The 16,663-nt window shown below is 64.7% G+C and carries 16 protein-coding genes; 8 read left to right on the plus strand and 8 right to left on the minus strand.

Translation table 11 applies throughout. From position 1 onward, the window contains the following. Positions 1 to 56 precede the first annotated feature (56 nt). Positions 57 to 398: a hypothetical protein gene (locus tag ACVWZ7_RS01415; RefSeq protein ID WP_456506683.1), complete on the minus strand. Its 342-nt coding sequence runs from the start codon at positions 396 to 398 to the stop codon at positions 57 to 59. Positions 399 to 454: 56 nt separating this feature from the next. Then, positions 455 to 973 (minus strand): DUF1269 domain-containing protein, encoded by a 519-nt coding sequence (locus ACVWZ7_RS01420; protein WP_456506684.1) that lies wholly within the window; start codon positions 971 to 973, stop codon positions 455 to 457. 718 nt (positions 974 to 1,691) lie between these two features. On the opposite strand from ACVWZ7_RS01420, the gene ACVWZ7_RS01425 reads away from it, so the two are divergent. The 4 genes from ACVWZ7_RS01425 (at position 1,692) to ACVWZ7_RS01440 (ending at position 5,866) form a co-directional block, all read left to right on the plus strand. Next, a complete protein-coding gene (locus ACVWZ7_RS01425; RefSeq protein WP_456506685.1) occupies positions 1,692 to 2,375 on the plus strand; it encodes a DedA family protein in 684 nt (227 codons plus the stop codon). A gap of 487 nt (positions 2,376 to 2,862) precedes the next feature. Then, on the plus strand, positions 2,863 to 3,675 hold the full coding sequence (locus ACVWZ7_RS01430) for a hydrolase (RefSeq protein WP_456506686.1): 813 nt from the start codon (positions 2,863 to 2,865) through the stop codon (positions 3,673 to 3,675). Between the two features lie 308 nt (positions 3,676 to 3,983). Beyond that, positions 3,984 to 5,675, plus strand: coding sequence for a serine hydrolase (locus tag ACVWZ7_RS01435; RefSeq protein WP_456506687.1), 1,692 nt, complete (start codon positions 3,984 to 3,986; stop codon positions 5,673 to 5,675). Between the two features lie 65 nt (positions 5,676 to 5,740). Then, positions 5,741 to 5,866: a hypothetical protein gene (locus ACVWZ7_RS01440; protein WP_456506688.1), complete on the plus strand. Its 126-nt coding sequence runs from the start codon at positions 5,741 to 5,743 to the stop codon at positions 5,864 to 5,866. A gap of 88 nt (positions 5,867 to 5,954) precedes the next feature. Here the strand turns inward: ACVWZ7_RS01440 and ACVWZ7_RS01445 are convergent, their stop codons facing one another. Both ACVWZ7_RS01445 and ACVWZ7_RS01450 read right to left on the minus strand, forming a co-directional pair. Then, positions 5,955 to 6,278 (minus strand): hypothetical protein, encoded by a 324-nt coding sequence (locus tag ACVWZ7_RS01445; protein ID WP_116767402.1) that lies wholly within the window; start codon positions 6,276 to 6,278, stop codon positions 5,955 to 5,957. 93 nt (positions 6,279 to 6,371) lie between these two features. Beyond that, positions 6,372 to 7,835: a protein adenylyltransferase SelO gene (locus ACVWZ7_RS01450; protein ID WP_456506689.1), complete on the minus strand. Its 1,464-nt coding sequence runs from the start codon at positions 7,833 to 7,835 to the stop codon at positions 6,372 to 6,374. A 453-nt stretch (positions 7,836 to 8,288) separates the two neighbouring features. On the opposite strand from ACVWZ7_RS01450, the gene ACVWZ7_RS01455 reads away from it, so the two are divergent. Continuing rightward, the gene (locus ACVWZ7_RS01455; protein WP_456506690.1) at positions 8,289 to 8,744 is read left to right on the plus strand and encodes a nucleoside deaminase; all 456 of its coding nucleotides are present in this window, start codon (positions 8,289 to 8,291) and stop codon (positions 8,742 to 8,744) included. Between the two features lie 318 nt (positions 8,745 to 9,062). Here the strand turns inward: ACVWZ7_RS01455 and ACVWZ7_RS01460 are convergent, their stop codons facing one another. After that, positions 9,063 to 9,794 (minus strand): lytic transglycosylase domain-containing protein, encoded by a 732-nt coding sequence (locus ACVWZ7_RS01460; RefSeq protein ID WP_456506691.1) that lies wholly within the window; start codon positions 9,792 to 9,794, stop codon positions 9,063 to 9,065. Positions 9,795 to 9,848: 54 nt separating this feature from the next. On the opposite strand from ACVWZ7_RS01460, the gene ACVWZ7_RS01465 reads away from it, so the two are divergent. Continuing rightward, positions 9,849 to 10,271 (plus strand): FCD domain-containing protein, encoded by a 423-nt coding sequence (locus ACVWZ7_RS01465; protein WP_456506692.1) that lies wholly within the window; start codon positions 9,849 to 9,851, stop codon positions 10,269 to 10,271. A gap of 103 nt (positions 10,272 to 10,374) precedes the next feature. Continuing rightward, positions 10,375 to 10,734 (plus strand): hypothetical protein, encoded by a 360-nt coding sequence (locus ACVWZ7_RS01470; RefSeq protein ID WP_456506693.1) that lies wholly within the window; start codon positions 10,375 to 10,377, stop codon positions 10,732 to 10,734. Between the two features lie 38 nt (positions 10,735 to 10,772). On the opposite strand, the gene ACVWZ7_RS01475 is transcribed toward ACVWZ7_RS01470, so the two are convergent. Further along, positions 10,773 to 12,101 carry an aminotransferase class III-fold pyridoxal phosphate-dependent enzyme gene (locus tag ACVWZ7_RS01475; protein WP_456506694.1) on the minus strand — a complete coding sequence of 443 codons (1,329 nt, stop codon included), beginning with the start codon at positions 12,099 to 12,101 and terminating at the stop codon, positions 10,773 to 10,775. 125 nt (positions 12,102 to 12,226) lie between these two features. Between ACVWZ7_RS01475 and ACVWZ7_RS01480 the strand changes: the two genes are divergently transcribed. Then, complete coding sequence (locus tag ACVWZ7_RS01480; protein WP_456506695.1) at positions 12,227 to 13,774, plus strand: PucR family transcriptional regulator; 1,548 nt, start codon at positions 12,227 to 12,229, stop codon at positions 13,772 to 13,774. Between the two features lie 36 nt (positions 13,775 to 13,810). Here ACVWZ7_RS01480 and ACVWZ7_RS01485 read toward each other — a convergent pair whose 3' ends face one another. Both ACVWZ7_RS01485 and ACVWZ7_RS01490 read right to left on the minus strand, forming a co-directional pair. Further along, positions 13,811 to 15,316: a CoA-acylating methylmalonate-semialdehyde dehydrogenase gene (locus ACVWZ7_RS01485; protein WP_456506696.1), complete on the minus strand. Its 1,506-nt coding sequence runs from the start codon at positions 15,314 to 15,316 to the stop codon at positions 13,811 to 13,813. A gap of 625 nt (positions 15,317 to 15,941) precedes the next feature. Next, the gene (locus ACVWZ7_RS01490) at positions 15,942 to 16,586 is read right to left on the minus strand and encodes a TetR family transcriptional regulator C-terminal domain-containing protein (RefSeq protein ID WP_456506697.1); all 645 of its coding nucleotides are present in this window, start codon (positions 16,584 to 16,586) and stop codon (positions 15,942 to 15,944) included. Positions 16,587 to 16,663 lie beyond the last annotated feature (77 nt).

Here is a 16,663-nt window from a genome sequence, read left to right on the forward strand (position 1 = left end):
GGACCCGTGTCCCGTCATCGCCCTGCGGTGTGTGGCATCGTCGGCGTGGAGGAGTCCTAACTTGAAACGAGGTTGCTCACGGCGAGTGCGATGAACACTGCGACGAGCAGCAGCGGCGTCAGCACGAAAGACATCACCGCCCACCACGAAACTTGGTGGGCCGATGCCGAACCGCCGACGGCGACCGAGGTGAGGATGTCCGACGGGAACACCCAAGAGCAGGAAACCGAGCCGGAACGAGTCCTCCGGTTGGACCTCTTCAAGCCTGCCCATCCATTTAGGGGCGCGGACGGCGTTGGTGTCTCGTCCTTACGCACCGCTGCGGCCAGCAGGAGGACCAGGACGATGATGTCGAGGATGGATTTCGACGTTCCCCGGTTCGATGCTCCGGCGCCCACGCGGTAGGCGATCGTCGATATTGAGCGGCCCGCTCAGGGGCGGTTGCGTCGGCCGATCAGGACGAAGCGGCTTCGATGATCTTCTCGTCGCCCTCGTTCACGGCCTTGACCACGGCGTCGTAGTCACCAGTTTCGATGGCTTTGCTGACCTTCTTGGTGGCCTTGTCGACCGCCTTGTCGACGCGGTCGAGGTAGAGGTCGTCGACGACGGCAACGATCGCCGAGGAGCCCGGAGGCAGCCACTCCTCCGCGTCGACGCCGATGGACTTCTCCTCGTGACGCTTCGCGATGGCCCCCACACCTGCGCCGATCCCAGCACCGATCACGCCGGACAGCAGAAGCGGCGGAGCGAACAGTCCGACCACCAGCCCGCCGATGGCGCCGGCCTTGGTGCCGCCGGCGACCAGTCCGCCCCCATGCTCCTTGACCTCGGTCTTGCCCGAGGCGTCACGCGACAGTACGACCGCAGCCGCCACAGCCGCGTCGTCCATGCTCTTGATCGCCTTGAAATCGTCCGCCGCCGAGCCCGTGTCGGCGTACGACGAAACGAACAAGATGTAGTTGTGCTCTGCCATGGTGTGCCCTCCATTTGGTTCTGGCCGGCGTAACGGCCACCCCGCTTCCTACTGGATGCTGTCTCCGGACGGTCTTAGACAGAACCGCCCCAGCTGCAAGAGGCCTGTCGCGCCCGGACCGGCGCCGTACGCACATCGGTCGTCGGGTAGGTCCAACTCTTGCCCCGGCAGGCTCGCACCGGCAGGGCCCTAAGTCACTGGTTCAGCGAAGAACCCTCTGGCAGGCATCAGGGCCGCAATGCCTTGGCTCATGGTCGGACTTGAGGCCGGCGCAGGAATACCCGGCCCGGTTTTATCCGGCGAACCGGGCTGCCTGCCAGGTGGGCACCTGACCTGGCCGCGGCGCGCTTTTCAATGGAAGCGGTGTCCCGCAAAGCGCCGAACAGCATGTGCGGGGATCATCGGATGTCTCACGCACACAGCTGAGCGCTGCGGCGGCGCGGACGGCCTACTCGCCGAGCTCACTGGCTCCCGAAATGCCTCATTGACGCGTTGATCCTTCTAAATCTGTTGCACGGTGAGGTCAGGGGGCGCTGTGCCGCCGCGGGCCGTGCCGTGCCGTGCCGTGACCGCAGCGTGGTCTTGACGCGGCGCGGCCACAAGCGTATACAAGGGCCATCTCGGTGTCGTCGCGGGGGTTATGACCGTGGAACAAACTCGGGCGGCGCGGGGACCGTCATTATGAACCGTGGCGGAGCAGCGAAGTGAGGTGTGAGCGATGACCGGATTAGCCGCCCTCCGCTTCGTGGCGCTCGGCTCGGCAGGCTTCGTCGCCGCGGAAGCAGGGACTGCGGACGAATGGGCGTACTACTTCGGCGTCTTCGTGATTGTGCTGGCCCAGTGCGCCGGTGTACCGCTTCCCGCCGTGGCCGTACTGCTTGGGGCCTACGCCTCGGCGCGCCACGGAGATCTGAACCTTGCTGCCGTTATCGCGGTCGGCAGCCTGGGCGCCATGCTCGGCAGCACTATTGGCTACATACTTGGGCGGGTGGGAGGCCGTCCGTTGATGCTGCGACTCGCACGGCGCTTCCACGCCGACGAAAATCGCATCGTCCAGCTGGAGTCGTTCTTCGATCGGCACGGCGGAACAGCCTTGTTCTTCGGCCGCTGGGTCATTGTCGTCCGGCTCTGGGGTGCCATTGCCGCGGGGGCTGCCAAGATGCCGTGGCCCAAGTTCCTGCTGTGGAACATCACGGGGTCCATTGCGTGGGTCGCGAGCCTCAGCGTTCTCGCCTATCTGGCCGGGGCGCTGGCCCATGCCATCGGTGACGCTCTCGACATCGGCGGCTGGGTGCTGGTCCCCATCGTCGTGCTTGGCCTGGTGATCGTCTGGCGCCGGCGCAGACGCCGGAAGCTCAAGTCAGCGCAGGCGTCAGGGGACGGCGTGCCCGACGCCGAATGAAGCCGGGGCCTAGCTGCCCCGCGCGGGATCAACCTCGGCCCCTACGCTTGAACGTCCGCCCAGGTACTCCCGGTTAGGCGGCTGTTCCTGTCGCCGCATTCGCCGTGCGGTACGAGGATCCAAGTAGGCACTCGGGTTCCTCCGCGCAGGGTGGAAGGGGCAATGCCCACACTCTAAAGCAAAAACCCCTCTGACGAGGTGTGCTGTGCCCGAGGTGGGACTCGGACTGCATTTCCTCCCCTGCAAACACTGGACTCCCCCGGAAACACGCGGAATCCGGTCCGATCCAACTCCCGTGCGACCACGTCCGGAGCTCAAAGTGTGTACGTTGTACACACTTCCCCGCCCACAACCTGGATGAGACGGAATAAGGTCCTGAGCTCTCTTCCTAGGAGACTTTCGCGTGCCATAGTCTGGGCACGCCAGCCTGCGGCCGAAGGTGAAAAGGGCGGAAAGCAGGACAGAAGACGCGTAGAAGGGACCAACCATGCTGCTCTGTGCAACCTGCGGCGTCGAACGCGACGAACCTACCCCGGAGGTCTGCCCGATTTGCGCCGATGAGCGGCAGTACGTGCCCGAGGACGGCCAAAAATGGCTCACGCTGGACGGTCTGGCGCAGGAGGGCCAGCAGACAGTGTTGAAGGAGAACGAGCCGGGACTGACCGGGATCACGACGGAGCCCAAAGTCGGGATCGGCCAGACCGCCCAGCTTGTGGTGACACACGAGGGTTCGCTGCTGTGGGATCCGGTCGGATATGTCGATGACAGCGCTGTGCAGGCAGTCCTCGAGCGGGGCCCGGTCCTGGCGATCGCCGCTAGCCATCCACACATGTTTGGTGTGCAGGTCGAATGGTCGCATCGGCTCGGTGGCGTCCCTGTACTTGTGGCCGACGCAGACCGGGGATGGCTGGGACGCGATGATCCGGTCATCGAATGCTGGTCCGGCAGTCAAGCAATCGCCGAAGGGTTGACACTGCACCAGACCGGCGGACACTTCCCGGGCAGCGCGGTGGTGAACTGGGCCGCAGGGGCTGGCGGCAGAGGAGTTCTGCTGACCGGTGACAGCGTGTATCCGAATCCGGACCGTCGCTCCATCGCCTTCATGCGCAGCTACCCGAATCATTTGCCGCTATCCGGCGCGGTGGCGTTGCGGCTCGCCGCGCAGTTGGGAGAGCTCAAGTTCGACCGGATCTACGGCAACTTCAACAATGTAATCGCCTCCGGCGCAAAGGCCATTCTGCACGATTCAGCCCAACGGCACGCTGCTTGGGCGCGAGGAGACTTCGACCATATGACCTGAACCGCCGTCTGCACGAGGGCTTGGAGCGCCTGCCCCTGACCGTCGTGGCGGTTGCGGACGGCTGAGATGTGCTGCCTCGGATCCTTTATTGGAAGTGCTTAAGGAAGCCGCCGACGATGTCTGTCCCGGTGATCTAGGAGGAGTCGTCGCTGGCCAGGAAACAGTGTGGTGGTGGCGATCTTCTCGGACTTGGCGGCCCGGCCGCCCCGCGGATCCATCAGCCGAAATACTCGTCTCGAACGTCGGCTTGGGTCCATCATGGGGAGAAGGCGTCAGCTCGGCGTTCCAGACGCGTTGGGGGTATGTCCATGAACCACAGGAATTCATTCGTGCTGCCGATCAGCTCGGTGCCAGCTGACCGCCGCTCGCTGTTGAAGGCAGTCGGCGTCGGAGCTGCGGGCATGGCAGGGATGCCGCTGCTGGCCGCCTGCACCGACCAAAGAGCCAGTCAATCTGGCGCCTCCGGCACGCCGTCGGCCTCGCTCCTGCCGGCACCGGAACCACAGGTCAAACCGCTCCTGGACCAACAGAAGGTCAATGACGCCGTTGCCAAGCTTGACGGGATAGTCCAGGGGGCAATGGAGAGCACCGGAGTCCCCGGAATCGCGGTGGCAGTGGTCTACCGGGACCAGGTGCTGTACGCCAAGGGCTTCGGCGTGCGGGAGTCGGGCAAGCCCGAGACAGTCGACGCGGACACGGTCTTTCAACTGGCCTCGGTGTCCAAACCACTGGCTTCCACGGTGGCGGCCGTAGCCGTGGGCCGCAAGGCCATCTCCTGGACGGACCCGGTGATCATGCACAGTCCGGGGTTCGCCCTCAAAGACCCTTTCGTTACGGCAAACGCCACGATGGCGGACCTCTTGTCCCATCAAAGCGGCTTGCGGACGGGAGCAGGTGATCTGCTGGAAGACCTCGCATTCGACCAGTCCTACATTCTCAGCCACCTCAACCAGCAACCGCTCGACACATTCAGGTCAAGCTACAACTACAGCAACTTCGGCTACACCTCCGGCGCCAAGGCCGCTGCCGATGCCATGAATATGCCATGGGCAGACCTCGCCGAAGACGTGTTGTTCAAGCCCCTTGGCATGACCTCCACCAGCTACCGCCATGCGGACTACCGAAAAGCGTCTAACAGGGCTCTCATCCATGTGCCCGCCGGCAACAAGACCTGGGTCGCCAAATACAGCCGGGACGCCGACGCCGAAGCACCCGCCGGCGGCGCCAGCTCCTCCGTGAATGACCTGGCCCGCTGGATCCGCCTGCAGCTCGCCAACGGCAGATTTGAAGGCAAGGACGTTGTGGACCCTGACGAGCTTGGCGTCACGCATGTCCCGCACGCAGTGTCGGGCCTTCCCGCGGCACCGGCCGCCCGCACCCGCTTCTACGGCCTCGGCTGGAACGTCTCCTACGACGATTTCGCCCGGCTCCAACTCGGGCACTCAGGAGCCTTCAACCTCGGTGCCGCGACCGCCGTCTCCATGCTGCCGGGCGAGCAGCTGGGCATCGTGGCCCTGACGAACGGCCGTCCGCAGGGCATTCCGGAAGCCATCTGCGCCGCATTCCTGGACACCGCCCAGAACGGCGCCGCGACAGTTGACTGGTTCGGATTCACCGCGGGCGTCTTCCAGAAGATCGACGAGGCGGACAAGCCAAAAGTCGACTACTCCCAGGCGCCCGCACAGGCCAAACCGGCGCGGGGCAGCGACTTCTACATAGGCAGCTATGCGAACCCCTACTACGGCCCGCTCAGCGTCGCGGTGGAGAACGGCGGGTTGTTCATGGAGCTCGGCCCCGCTGGCAGCACCACCAGGTTCCCCCTCAACCACTTCGACGGCGATACCTTCAGCTTTGAATCCATCGGGGAGAACGCCAACGGCCTCGCAGGGGCAATCTTCGCCTCTGCCGCAGGTGCGGCGCCCGGTGCCGGCGGCACGGCGTCGAGCGTGAGGCTCGACTTCTACGATCCGACCGGACTGGGCACCTTCACCCGTGGCTGATTCCGGCCTCCGGGAACGTCTTCCGTAGGCTTCCAAGGCACACATTGCCCGGAGCCAAGGTACCAATGCCGATCAACAAACGCTCGCCCAAGGACGACGAGTCTGCCGGGTTCAGGACTCTCGCAGACGTGGCGATCAACCGGATCCCGCAGCGGACCGGGATTTGCCGTGCCCGCCAGCCGGAATCGTGAACGCGGACAGATCCCAGGAGGGCGTGGTCTCTAGGTTCACCCGGCGGTCCCCGGCACACCGTTACTGATCCTGGATACGGTTACAGGGCTACGTGTTGAGGTCCCAGTGGACACGGATTGCCTCTGCAATCGGTCCGGCCGTGACTTCGACTCGCAGAGCAACGGGCGCGGTCCCTGTCTCTTCGATAACCGCGTCGTGGTAAACGCGGCCGCATGAGGGACACAGGGTGTAGATATCCTCGTCCTCAGGCCATGCAGCCAGCCCCGCGGGCACGGGAGTGTTTGCGTCGTTGTGAACGGGAATGCCTTGTGAGTTGGCCTGAATCAATCCTTGGTTACTGACGGTATTGCCGCATACGCAGGTGATGGTGGTGACGTCATGATCGATGACCTCAGCGAATTCGGTGTCCATGATGAGCTCCCCGGTGTTGGAAGAAAGCGTTCTGTCGTAGATTGTGCCTGCGGACCCAGCTGCAGGGGTCGTGCCGCATCCTGCTTCAGCGGTTCAGGTTCCGCAGAACGTCCGGTAAGGGCCGAAGCTTTCCGGGGCGGCGTCGGCGTAGTGTTCGAGACCGGGCCGTTCGTCGAAGGGTGAGGCTACTGCGTCTATCAACCGTTCCAACGGACCCGTATTCCCGCCGGTAGCGGCAGCCAGGGCCTCCTCCACCAGGTGGTTCCGCGGGATGTAGACGGGGTTGACCCGGTCCATGGCGTCTGCGTCCGGAGCGAAGGCACGCCAGCGCCTCGCCCAGGCATCGAACCCTGCCGGGTTCAGAAGCTGGCCGCGTGCAGGTTCGGCCTGGCCGCGGGCGGCTTGGCCGAGATGCCGGAAAAACGTTGTGTAGTCCGCCCTGGACTCCTGAACCAGAGCCACCAGTTCGTCCACAAGAGGCGAGGTCACCTCATCGTCGAGCCCTTCACGGAACCCCAGCTTGGCCTTCATTCCTGCCGACCAGGCTTCACTGTACTGCCGGCGGAACCCCCTAAGTGCTTCCATCGCGAGCTCCACCGCCTGCTCCTGGTCATCGTGGAGCAGAGGCAGGAGAGACTCTGCGAGCCGGGCAAGGTTCCACTCCGCCACCACCGGCTGATTGCGGTAGGCATACCGTCCGGTCTCGTCGATCGAACTATAGACGGCGGCGGGGTCGAAGCCTTCCATGAAGGCACACGGCCCGAAGTCGAGTGTTTCGCCCGAGATCGTCATGTTGTCGGTGTTCATGACCCCGTGAACGAACCCTACGAGCATCCACCGGGCCACCAGTGAAGCCTGGGCTGATATGACCGCCTGGAATAGTGCGAGATAACGGTTCTCGGCGTCCGCGGCGACCCGGTAATGACGGGTTAGCGCGTATTCGGCGAGGCGGCGAAGGAGTCCTACGTCGCCCGTGGCCCGGGCGTACTGGAAGCTCCCCACACGCAGGTGGCTGCTGGCAACCCGGGTAAGAACGGCGCCTGGCAGGAGCGTCTCGCGCTGCACCGAACGCCCCGTCGCGACGACGGCGAGGGATCGCGTGGTGGGGATGTTCAGCGCGTGCATTGACTCGCTCACGATGTATTCGCGCAGCATAGGACCGACCACTGCCTGGCCGTCGCCGTTTCGCGCAAACGGCGTGCGTCCTGATCCCTTGAGATGGATGTCGCGGAGCTGCCCGTCCGCGTGCCCGATCTCGCCGAGCAGCAGTGCGCGCCCGTCGCCGAGACGGGGTGCGTACCAGCCAAACTGGTGGCCGGCGTAGGCCTGTGCCACCGGGCTGGACTCCCCAGGGATGGCGTTGCCGATCAGCAGACGCAGACCCTCAGGGCTCCTGAGAAAGGCCGGATCGAGACCTAGTTCGGTGGCGAGGTGCTCGTTGAGTACCAGAAGGTGCGGGTCGGGAGCCTCCTGCGCGCGCCAAGGAATGGCCATCTCCTTGAACTCCCGGGCGAAGCGGCCATCAAATGTGACGGTTGAATGCGCGATGTCACTCATCTATTAAGGATACGGGCGACACTGTCAGCAATGTCGCCTGGCCGGATCCGCTCGCCGCCGCAAGGCGATCCACTGCAGCGCTCAAGGTCAGCTGCCGCAACACTGCCAATCGGTGTAGACAGCACAGCTGCCCTGGTTCTCAATCGTGCCGCGAACAGTCCTGACACACTACATGCGGACGTCCCGCCAGATTCTTCGAAAAGGCATGTTACACAGACTGCATAGGCGCATGAACTCGTGTCAGCAGAAGTAGGCAACGCGAGGGTCGCGGATGAGCCACGGAATCACACGGACACGGGTGTGGACCTTGGACACCCCCTCTTGGCCGGACAAACGTCCGCCGCCCGCTCCCCCCAGCAGGCGGAGGGTCCACTAGCTGCTGTGGTTGAACCTCGATGCCACGCTACGAGCGCCCACCGACAATTAGAACGCACGCCAATTTAGACTGCACCCATGAACGAAACTCACAGAACCAACACAGACCCGGCTTTCGAAGCTGCCTACGAAGCCGCACAAAAGAGTCTCCGAGAGGGCGGCATCCCGATCGGCGCTGCCTTGGCCCGCGGCGGGGAAGTGATTGCCAGCGGCCACAACGAGCGTGTCCAGCATGGTGATCCAATCGCCCACGGCGAGATGTCTGCGCTGCGGGCTGCCGGACGCCAGAAGAGCTACCGGGACACTACCCTGTACACCACTCTGGCACCGTGTGCGATGTGTACCGGGACCATCATCCAGTTCAAGATTCCGCGCGTGGTGGTGGGCGAGGCCGAGACGTTCCCCGGCGAATTCGATCTTCTGCGCTCACGTGGCGTCGAAGTAGTCGTATTGAACGATGCCCGATGCGTCGAGATGATGCGCGCCTTCCAGGACGAACACCCTGAGCTGTGGGCGGAGGACATCGCCGAGTAATCAGCAGCAGAAAGGAACAACGGTGAAAGGGGTCGCGACCGTGCCAAAGCCATCGTGTGCCGCGACATCATGCGCCTGTCGCCTGGCGGTCCAATATCCACCCAGCCCCGTTGGCGCTCACCGACCTCGTACGACGCCGGGAATCCTCGACGACGGCGACCGGCGCCTTCGCTTCAGACCAGTTGCGCCCGGCCGCCCGTACGATGACGCGCCAGAGGAATCTGGGTGTCGAAGACAGGGCCAAACTCGCCAGCCGCTTGAAACACCTGGATTCGCCGCCCCCTGGCATTCACCGCCATGGGCCTTCAGCCCGTGAACTCATTCGGCGGTGCCCGTCTTCGCGGCGTATGCAGTGGCTTGGGCCCGCACCCGGCGAATGTAGGAATCGGACTGGTTGTAGGAGTAGATGGCGTCCGTCCACCCTTGCGCGGTTGTGAGGTCACGTCCGTGGGCGCACAGATAGGTCGCCGCGCTGAGGGCGGCGTCGTCAATATTGAACGGGTCGGCTTTTCCGTCCCCGTTCCCGTCCCGCCCTACAAGATGCCAGGTGGAGGGAATGAACTGCATGGGTCCGACGGCGTGGTCCCAGCGGGCGTCGCCGTCCAGGGCGCCCGCATCCGTGTCGGCGATGGCGGCGAATCCGGCGCCATTGAGGCTCGGGCCCACAATTGGGCCGCTCGCCTGCCCTGCGGTATTAAGGCTGCCGCCGCCGTAGGTTCCGTGCGCGGATTCGACGAAGCCGACAGCTGCCACGGTGTTCCAACCGATCCCGCACATCGGAGCGGAATCGTTGGCCGTGGCTGCCGCAGCAACGTAGGCCCGGAGCGCGCGGGCAGGGATCCCGGTCTGCGCGGCAGCCCGGATGAGCCACTGGGCATCCGGGCTCCGGGTTACGTTCACGGCGGTGGTGATGCCGGTGGAGAACACTTCGAGTTTCGCCCCCGCGCGCGGCGGTGGAGACAGGGCGCCGCGGACGTCTGCGCCGGGCTGCCGAGTTGCCCAGAACGAGAACGCGGTGATGACGCAAACCGCGAACAGGCTGAAAACCATAAGGCGTTTTAGACGGAGCACGGACTAATCAAACCATCCAAGCTCCGTGACTGGTTGACGAAACGGTTCTCATCGGAACAAGGAGGCCGTCGGGTCGGTCGCGGGTGCTTTGGCCGGCCACGCGGACCTGGCACCGAACGCTCCATAGGCGCCACGGCGTCCCACCGTTCCGCCACGTCGTCGGCCATTCCCCGGCGGCATTCGCACATTGCTTTCCACCGCAGCTTCTGGGAAGCGTCGGAGAATGCTTTGCTGCTTCGCCTGTGGCCGGTCACTGAAGCGCACTTGACGATTGCCCTGGCCCAGGACAAGGCCACGCGTGCGGATACGGTCCGCGCACATGAAGTGCATGAACAACTCGTCGCCACCTTGCGGACCGGCGATATGGCGGCCATGGAAGCGGCCTTCACGACGCACACCATGGACAGCGCCGAGGAACTGATTGCGCTGCTGAGCGGAGATGGCAAAACAGTATGAGGATATTGGTCATCGGAGCGAGCGGGCTTCCGGGAACGGCCGCTGCCAGCGCGCTGGAAGGGCGCCACGAGGTTCTCCCGGCCCCAGGTCCGGAGAAGTCGAGGTGGATCTGGCAAGTTCAGCGTCCATCGCGGATATGTTCGACCGCGTCGGCAAGGTGGACGCCGTCGTAGCATGCACGGGGATCCTCGAATCATTTGTGATGGCCACGGCTGCCGAGCTTCCCCGCGGTCTGCGCATCAACGCTGTGAGTCCCTCGGTCCTGGAGGAAGCAACCGGTTACCACAGCTACTTTCCCGGTTTCGCGCGGATCCCGGCGGAAGAAGTAGGCCAGGCCTACGTCAAGTCCGTTGACGGAATCCAGACAGGCCGCGTATTTTCGCTCGGCCAAGCGCACCGCGGCTCTTCGCAACTGACCGTCCCGGCCCGAAAGCAACCCCGACGCCGGCCGGTCGCCACTTAAGGCGATCGGCCGGCGTTGCACTTTCTCGGTTTGTGGGGCTAGTTCACTGCGGAGAGTGCTTCGTCGTAGATGTCCAGGGCCCTCCGGACTTCCTCGGGTGTGACGACTGCCGGCGGGACGACGTGGATGCGGTTGTCGGCGATGAAGGGCAAGAGCCCGCGGTTCAGGAGTTCAGCTTTGATGCGCCCCATGAAGGCGGGGGTGACGGGCTGGCGGGTCTGCTGGTCCTGGACGAGCTCGAGGGCCCAGAAGACGCCGCGTCCGCGGACTTCTCCGATGACCGGATGGCGGGCGGCGAGGGCGGCCAGGCCTGGCGTGAGGTGGTCGCGGCCGATGTGTGCGGCGTTTTCCACGATGTTGTCCTCTTCGAAGGCATCGATGGAGGCGACGATGGAGGCGGCCGCGAGGGGGTGGCCGGAGTAGGTCAGTCCTCCGGGGAACACCCGCTCATCGAACGTGGCAGATATGTCTTCGGAGATGATGACACCGCCGACGGGGACGTAGCCTGAATTGACGCCCTTGGCGAAGGTGATCAGGTCCGGCTTGACGTTGTAGGCGTCCAGGGCGAACCAGTCGCCGGTGCGGCCGAACCCTGCCATCACTTCGTCGAGGATCAGCATGATGCCGTGCTGGTCGCAGAGGGCGCGGACGCCTTCCAGGTACCCGGGCGGCGGGAGTAGGATGCCGGCGGTGCCGGGAACGGTTTCCAGGAGCACTGCCGCCACGGACTGCGGTCCCTCGAGTTCAATCGTCCGGCGCAGGTGCTGCAGCGCGCGCTCGGACTCCTGTTGCGGCGTCTCCGCCCAGAACTCAGAGCGGTACAGGTAGGGTCCGAAGACGTGGACGTGGCCGCGGGAGTATTCGTTGGGGATCCTCCGCCAGTCGCCGGTGGCCACGATCGCCGTTCCCGTGTTGCCGTGGTAGGACCGGTACCGGGAGATCACCTTGTCCCGTCCGGTGTGCAGGCGTGCCATGCGGATGGCGTTCTCGTTGGCGTCGGCGCCGCCGTTGGTGAAGAAGATCTTGTTCATGCCTGCCGGCGCGTGGGCCAGGATCCGCTCAGCGGCCAGCCCGCGGGTGTGGTTGGCGTGGGCCGGGGCAACGGTAACCAGGGCGTCGGCCTGCTCCTTGATCGCCTCGATCACGCGGGGGTGCTGGTGCCCGATGTTCGTGTTGACCAGCTGGCTGGAGAAATCCAGGTAGGTCCGGCCGTCATGGTCCCAGACAGTGCTCCCCGAACCGCCGGCAATGACCATCGGATTCAGGGCTTTTTGTGCCGACCACGAGTGGAAGACATTCGCCCGGTCCAGGGCGATCACGTCCGAGTTGGTGATAGGTGCGGCTAGAGCGGTCCGGCTGTGGGCCATGATGGTTCCTCTCGGGGACGGTGTAGTGCGTTCCCCTTCATAGTCCGCCGCAACATCCAGTCATGTCCTTGTACATTTGTATACTCGTGGCTATGAGTTTCGACGATCCGGCAGGGGTGGCCTAAGTGCTGCCCACCATTACCGCCCTGCTGCACACCCGGGCCCTGAATCTGCGGCTCGTGGTCCCCGACCCGGCCAGTCCGGCATTGGACGCGCCTGTGTCCTGGGTGCACAGTTCGGATCTGGATGACCCGACGCCGTTTCTAGACCCGGGACAGTTGCTGCTGACCGACGGGACGCAGTTCCCGTTCAGCGAAGCGGCCGCCGACGCATACGGCAGCTACGTCAGGCGCCTGGTGGACCACGGAATCTGTGGCCTGGGCTTTGCCACCCAGGTGATCCATGGAGTGCTTCCGGAAGGACTGGTAGCGGCCTGCCGCGAGCAGGGCCTGCCTCTGCTGGAGGTGCCGGACCGCACGCCGTTCATTGCCGTTATCCGCACCGTGGCGGACTGGCTGGCCAAGGAGCAGAACGCCAGGTCCGAGTGGTCACTCCAGGCGCAGCGGGCCATCGCCCGGGCGGCCCTGCGCCCGGACGGGCTGCGGTCGATACTTGCCGAGCTGGAGCGGCAGCTTCATTGCTGGGTTGCCCTGTTTGATGCAGCGGGAAACCACCTCCTGATGCCCAACAGCCGCCCGGTGCCGTCGGATCTGATGCCGGCGGTCCGGGAAGCCGTACTGCGCGCACTGGAGCAGGGCAACAGGTCCGTGGCCCAGCTGACGGTGGAAGACCAGCAGGTCACCCTGCAGACCCTCGGCCGGCGGCACAGTCTCAGGGGGGTCCTGGCCCTGGGCGCCATCGAGCCGCTGGATCCGGCCCGCACAGACATCATCAACAGTGTGATCGCCTTGGCCAGCCTCGCGCTGGAGCAGGCGCGGACACTGGACACGGCGCGCAGGCACCTGCGCTCGGGCGTGTTTGAGCAGATGCTCTCCGGAAACACCGAGGTGGCCGCGCGGACGGCACGGCAGGTGTGGGGAAAGCTGCCCGGCGAACCGGTCATCGTGACGGTGGCCCAGCCGCCGCGGCAGGGACAAAACCTGCTCGAGGCCCTCGAACTGCTTTCCGATGACCACCGCGGCGCGGTCTTCTACGCACAGCGGGGCGAAAAGGTCGTCGTGCTTGCCAATCCGGTGCACCAACAGAAGGTGGAGGCGGTCCTGGGAAGATATGGCGCCAGGGCCGGGACGTCGGCAGAGACTGCCTTTGATGGCCTGCTGCGGGGCGTGAAGGAAGGCGAGAAGGCCCTGGCCAGGGCGACCGAGTTGTCACGGGCGGTGGTCACCTTCGCGGATATTGCCGGTGGCGGCATGCTTGGGCTGCTCCCGCGGGAGGAAGCTGAATCGGTGGCACGCCGGCTCGTGGATCCACTGGTGAAGCACGACGACGTGGAACAGTCACAGCTGCTGCCGACAGTTGCTGCGTGGCTGGCCAATAGCTGTGTCTGGGACCGTACCGCGCGCCAGTTGGGCGTGCACCGGCACACGTTGCGGAACAGGGTTGCGGCTGCGGGCAGCATCCTGGGTCTGAACCTGGACGGGCTGCGGGACCGGCTGGAACTGTTCACGGCGCTCCAGTTCCTGGAGATAGACGAGGGGCACCCGGAGCGCTGAACGCGCCGCGTGCCCCTCAGTCGGTGACGCCGGGACTCAGTTCTGGGGGAAGCCCAGGTTGATTCCGCCGTGGCTGGGGTCGAGCCAGCGGGACGTGATCGCTTTTTCCTGGGTGAAGAACTGGAAGCCCTGGATGCCGTAGGCTTTGGCGCTTCCAAAGATGGAGGCCTTGAACCCTCCGAAGGAGTAGTAGGCCACCGGGACGGGGATGGGCACGTTAATGCCCACCATGCCCACCTGGACTTCATTCTGGAAGCGGCGGGCCGCGCCGCCGTCGTTGGTGAAGATAGCTGTTCCGTTGCCGAATGCGCCGGAGTTGATCAGTTCCAGGCCCTCTTCGTAGGAGCTGACGCGGACCACGGACAGGACCGGCCCGAAGATCTCCTCCTGGTAGACGCGCGAGGTCACCGGCACGTCGTCGATCAGCGTCGGGCCGAGCCAGAAGCCGTTCTCGTCGCCGTCGACCTTGATGTTCCGGCCGTCCACCACGACTTTGGCGCCGTCGGTCTCGGCAAGGTCTATGTAGGAGGCGACCTTGTCCCGGTGCTGCCGGGTGACCAGGGGGCCCATGTCGCAGTTCCTGCGTCCGTCACCGATCTTGAGCGCGGCCATGCGGGAGGTGATCTTTTCGATCAGCTGGTCCGCCACCGGTTCCACGGCGACAATCACGCTGATGGCCATGCACCGCTCCCCCGCCGAGCCGAATCCTGCGTTGATGGCCGCGTCGGCGGTGAGCTCGAGATCGGCATCCGGGAGAACGAGCATGTGGTTCTTGGCGCCGCCCAAGGCTTGGACGCGCTTTCCGTGGCGGGCCGCGGATTCGTAGATGTACCGGGCGATGGGGGTGGAACCGACGAAGGAGATCGCCTTGACGTCCGGGTGCTCCAGCAGTCCGTCCACGGCTTCCTTATCGCCGTGCAGGACGTTGAAGACACCCTCCGGAAGGCCGGCTTCGGTGAAGAGCGCAGCGAGCCAGTTGGCAGCGGACGGGTCTTTCTCGCTGGGCTTCAGGACAACAGTGTTGCCTGCCGCGATAGCGATGGGGAAGAACCAGAGCGGCACCATGGCCGGGAAGTTGAACGGGCTGATGATGCCCACGACGCCCAGCGGTGACTTGGTGGAGTAGACATCTACGCCGCTGGAGACGTTCTCGGAGTGCTCGCCCTTGATCAGGTGCGGGAAGCCGGTGGCCAGCTCGACGACTTCCAGGCCGCGGGTGATTTCGCCGAGGGCGTCGGAAACCACTTTGCCGTGCTCCGAGGTGATGATCCCGGCCAGTTCGCCCTTTCGCTCATTGAGCAGCTCCCGGAACCGGAAGATGATCTGCTGGCGCCTGGTGATGGACAGGTCCCGCCATGCGGGGAATGCCTTGTGGGCCGAGGAGATTGCCGCCTCGATGTCCGCGGCGGAGCCGAGCCCGACCAGCTTTGACTCCTTGCCGAGGGCAGGATCAAACACCGGGGCCGTGCGGTCACCCGACGAGGGCATCTCCTGGCCGCCGACAAAGTGCGGGACAACCTGCAGTTCGTTGCTATCAGACACAGTCTTCTCTTTCTACGGTGCGGAGGCGATGGAAATCATCTGTTGCCACCGTAAGCGCACGCCCGCGCAGGAAGTGCTATACAAATGTCCATCACGGAGAACACCGCTTACCAAAGGTCCAAGCACCGACCGGTCCGCCGCCGCCTTAGCGTAGGGCCCGGTCTTCCGGGGGATCGAATCAGGCGCCCTATGCGAATGGACGTAGTCGTATCCAATCCCCGCGTCCCTTGACCTGCTCTGAACGGCCGTGGGCGCGCCAGCCGCCGCCGTCGAGGATGCGCCAGTTCACGTTCGGCACTCGTGCGCCTGTCGTGGTCCCAGACCGGTCCTCGCTGTTCCGCAAACGCTAGGTGGAGTCTTATTGGCGGGACCGAACCCGCACCTGGTTGGCGATCGCCGCTGAGCGAGCTGGTGGTGAACGGTTCAGCCCCGACAATCCCATTGGCAGGGCGCGAACGGCACCTCCAACAAATTCCGGCCCGATCACCCGCATTGGCATTAGATGCATCCTTGGACGGGGCGCTGGATGCATGGAAGCCCGTGGCCGCGACTGAAGGGGCCTTCGTCTCATTCACCAGAGATGGGACGATGTTCGACTGCTATTGTCGGCGACCCGATCCGGCCGCTATTGGCCGGGATGGGAGAAGGTGAGGCTTCCGATGTGGTCGAGGAGCGTGTCGCGGTCGAGGCCCAGAAGGGCCGAGGCGAGACTGGCGACCAGATCAAGCACGTCCTCGCTGCTGGCGGTGCCGGCCAGTACATCCATGACCAGGCCGTCTTCCTGGGCCACCAAAGTCCGCGCAATCTTCGCAGGTTCCAGGACCGGAAAGAACTCACCGGCCTGCATGCCATCGGCAATGATTCGTTCATACGTAGCTTGCTGGGTACGGGTGAGTTCCGCTTGTATCCGTCGGTGTTCCAGGTCCCGGAGCGAATGGGTCCAGTATTCGTAGAGTATCCGGGACGCGTCGTCGTCCAGTCCCGCAGTGGTGCCTGCGCTGATGACGGCGGCGAGCCTGACGGTGGGACTCATGGCGGGGTCCGCTGCCTCCGCCAGACGCGCGAGGAACCGGTCGGATGAGGCCTGGACGGCCGCAGCGGTGATCTCCGCAAGGCTTCCGTAGTAGTACAGAACCGCGTTGGCGGCCATGCCCGCCTCCGCCGCAATCGCCCGCAGTGTCGCAGCCTCCGCGCCGTCCCGGGCCGCAACGGCCTGTGCTGCTGCCGCAATTTCCCTGCGGCGCACTTCCCTCTTGCTGAGATCTGCCATTGCCATTCCTCCCCCTGGCCCGATGCCTATTGACAACGAGTCTAGACCCGTATTGAATGGCATTCAAATTTGAATGT

It is taken from the genome of Arthrobacter sp. TE12232, assembly GCF_054062615.1.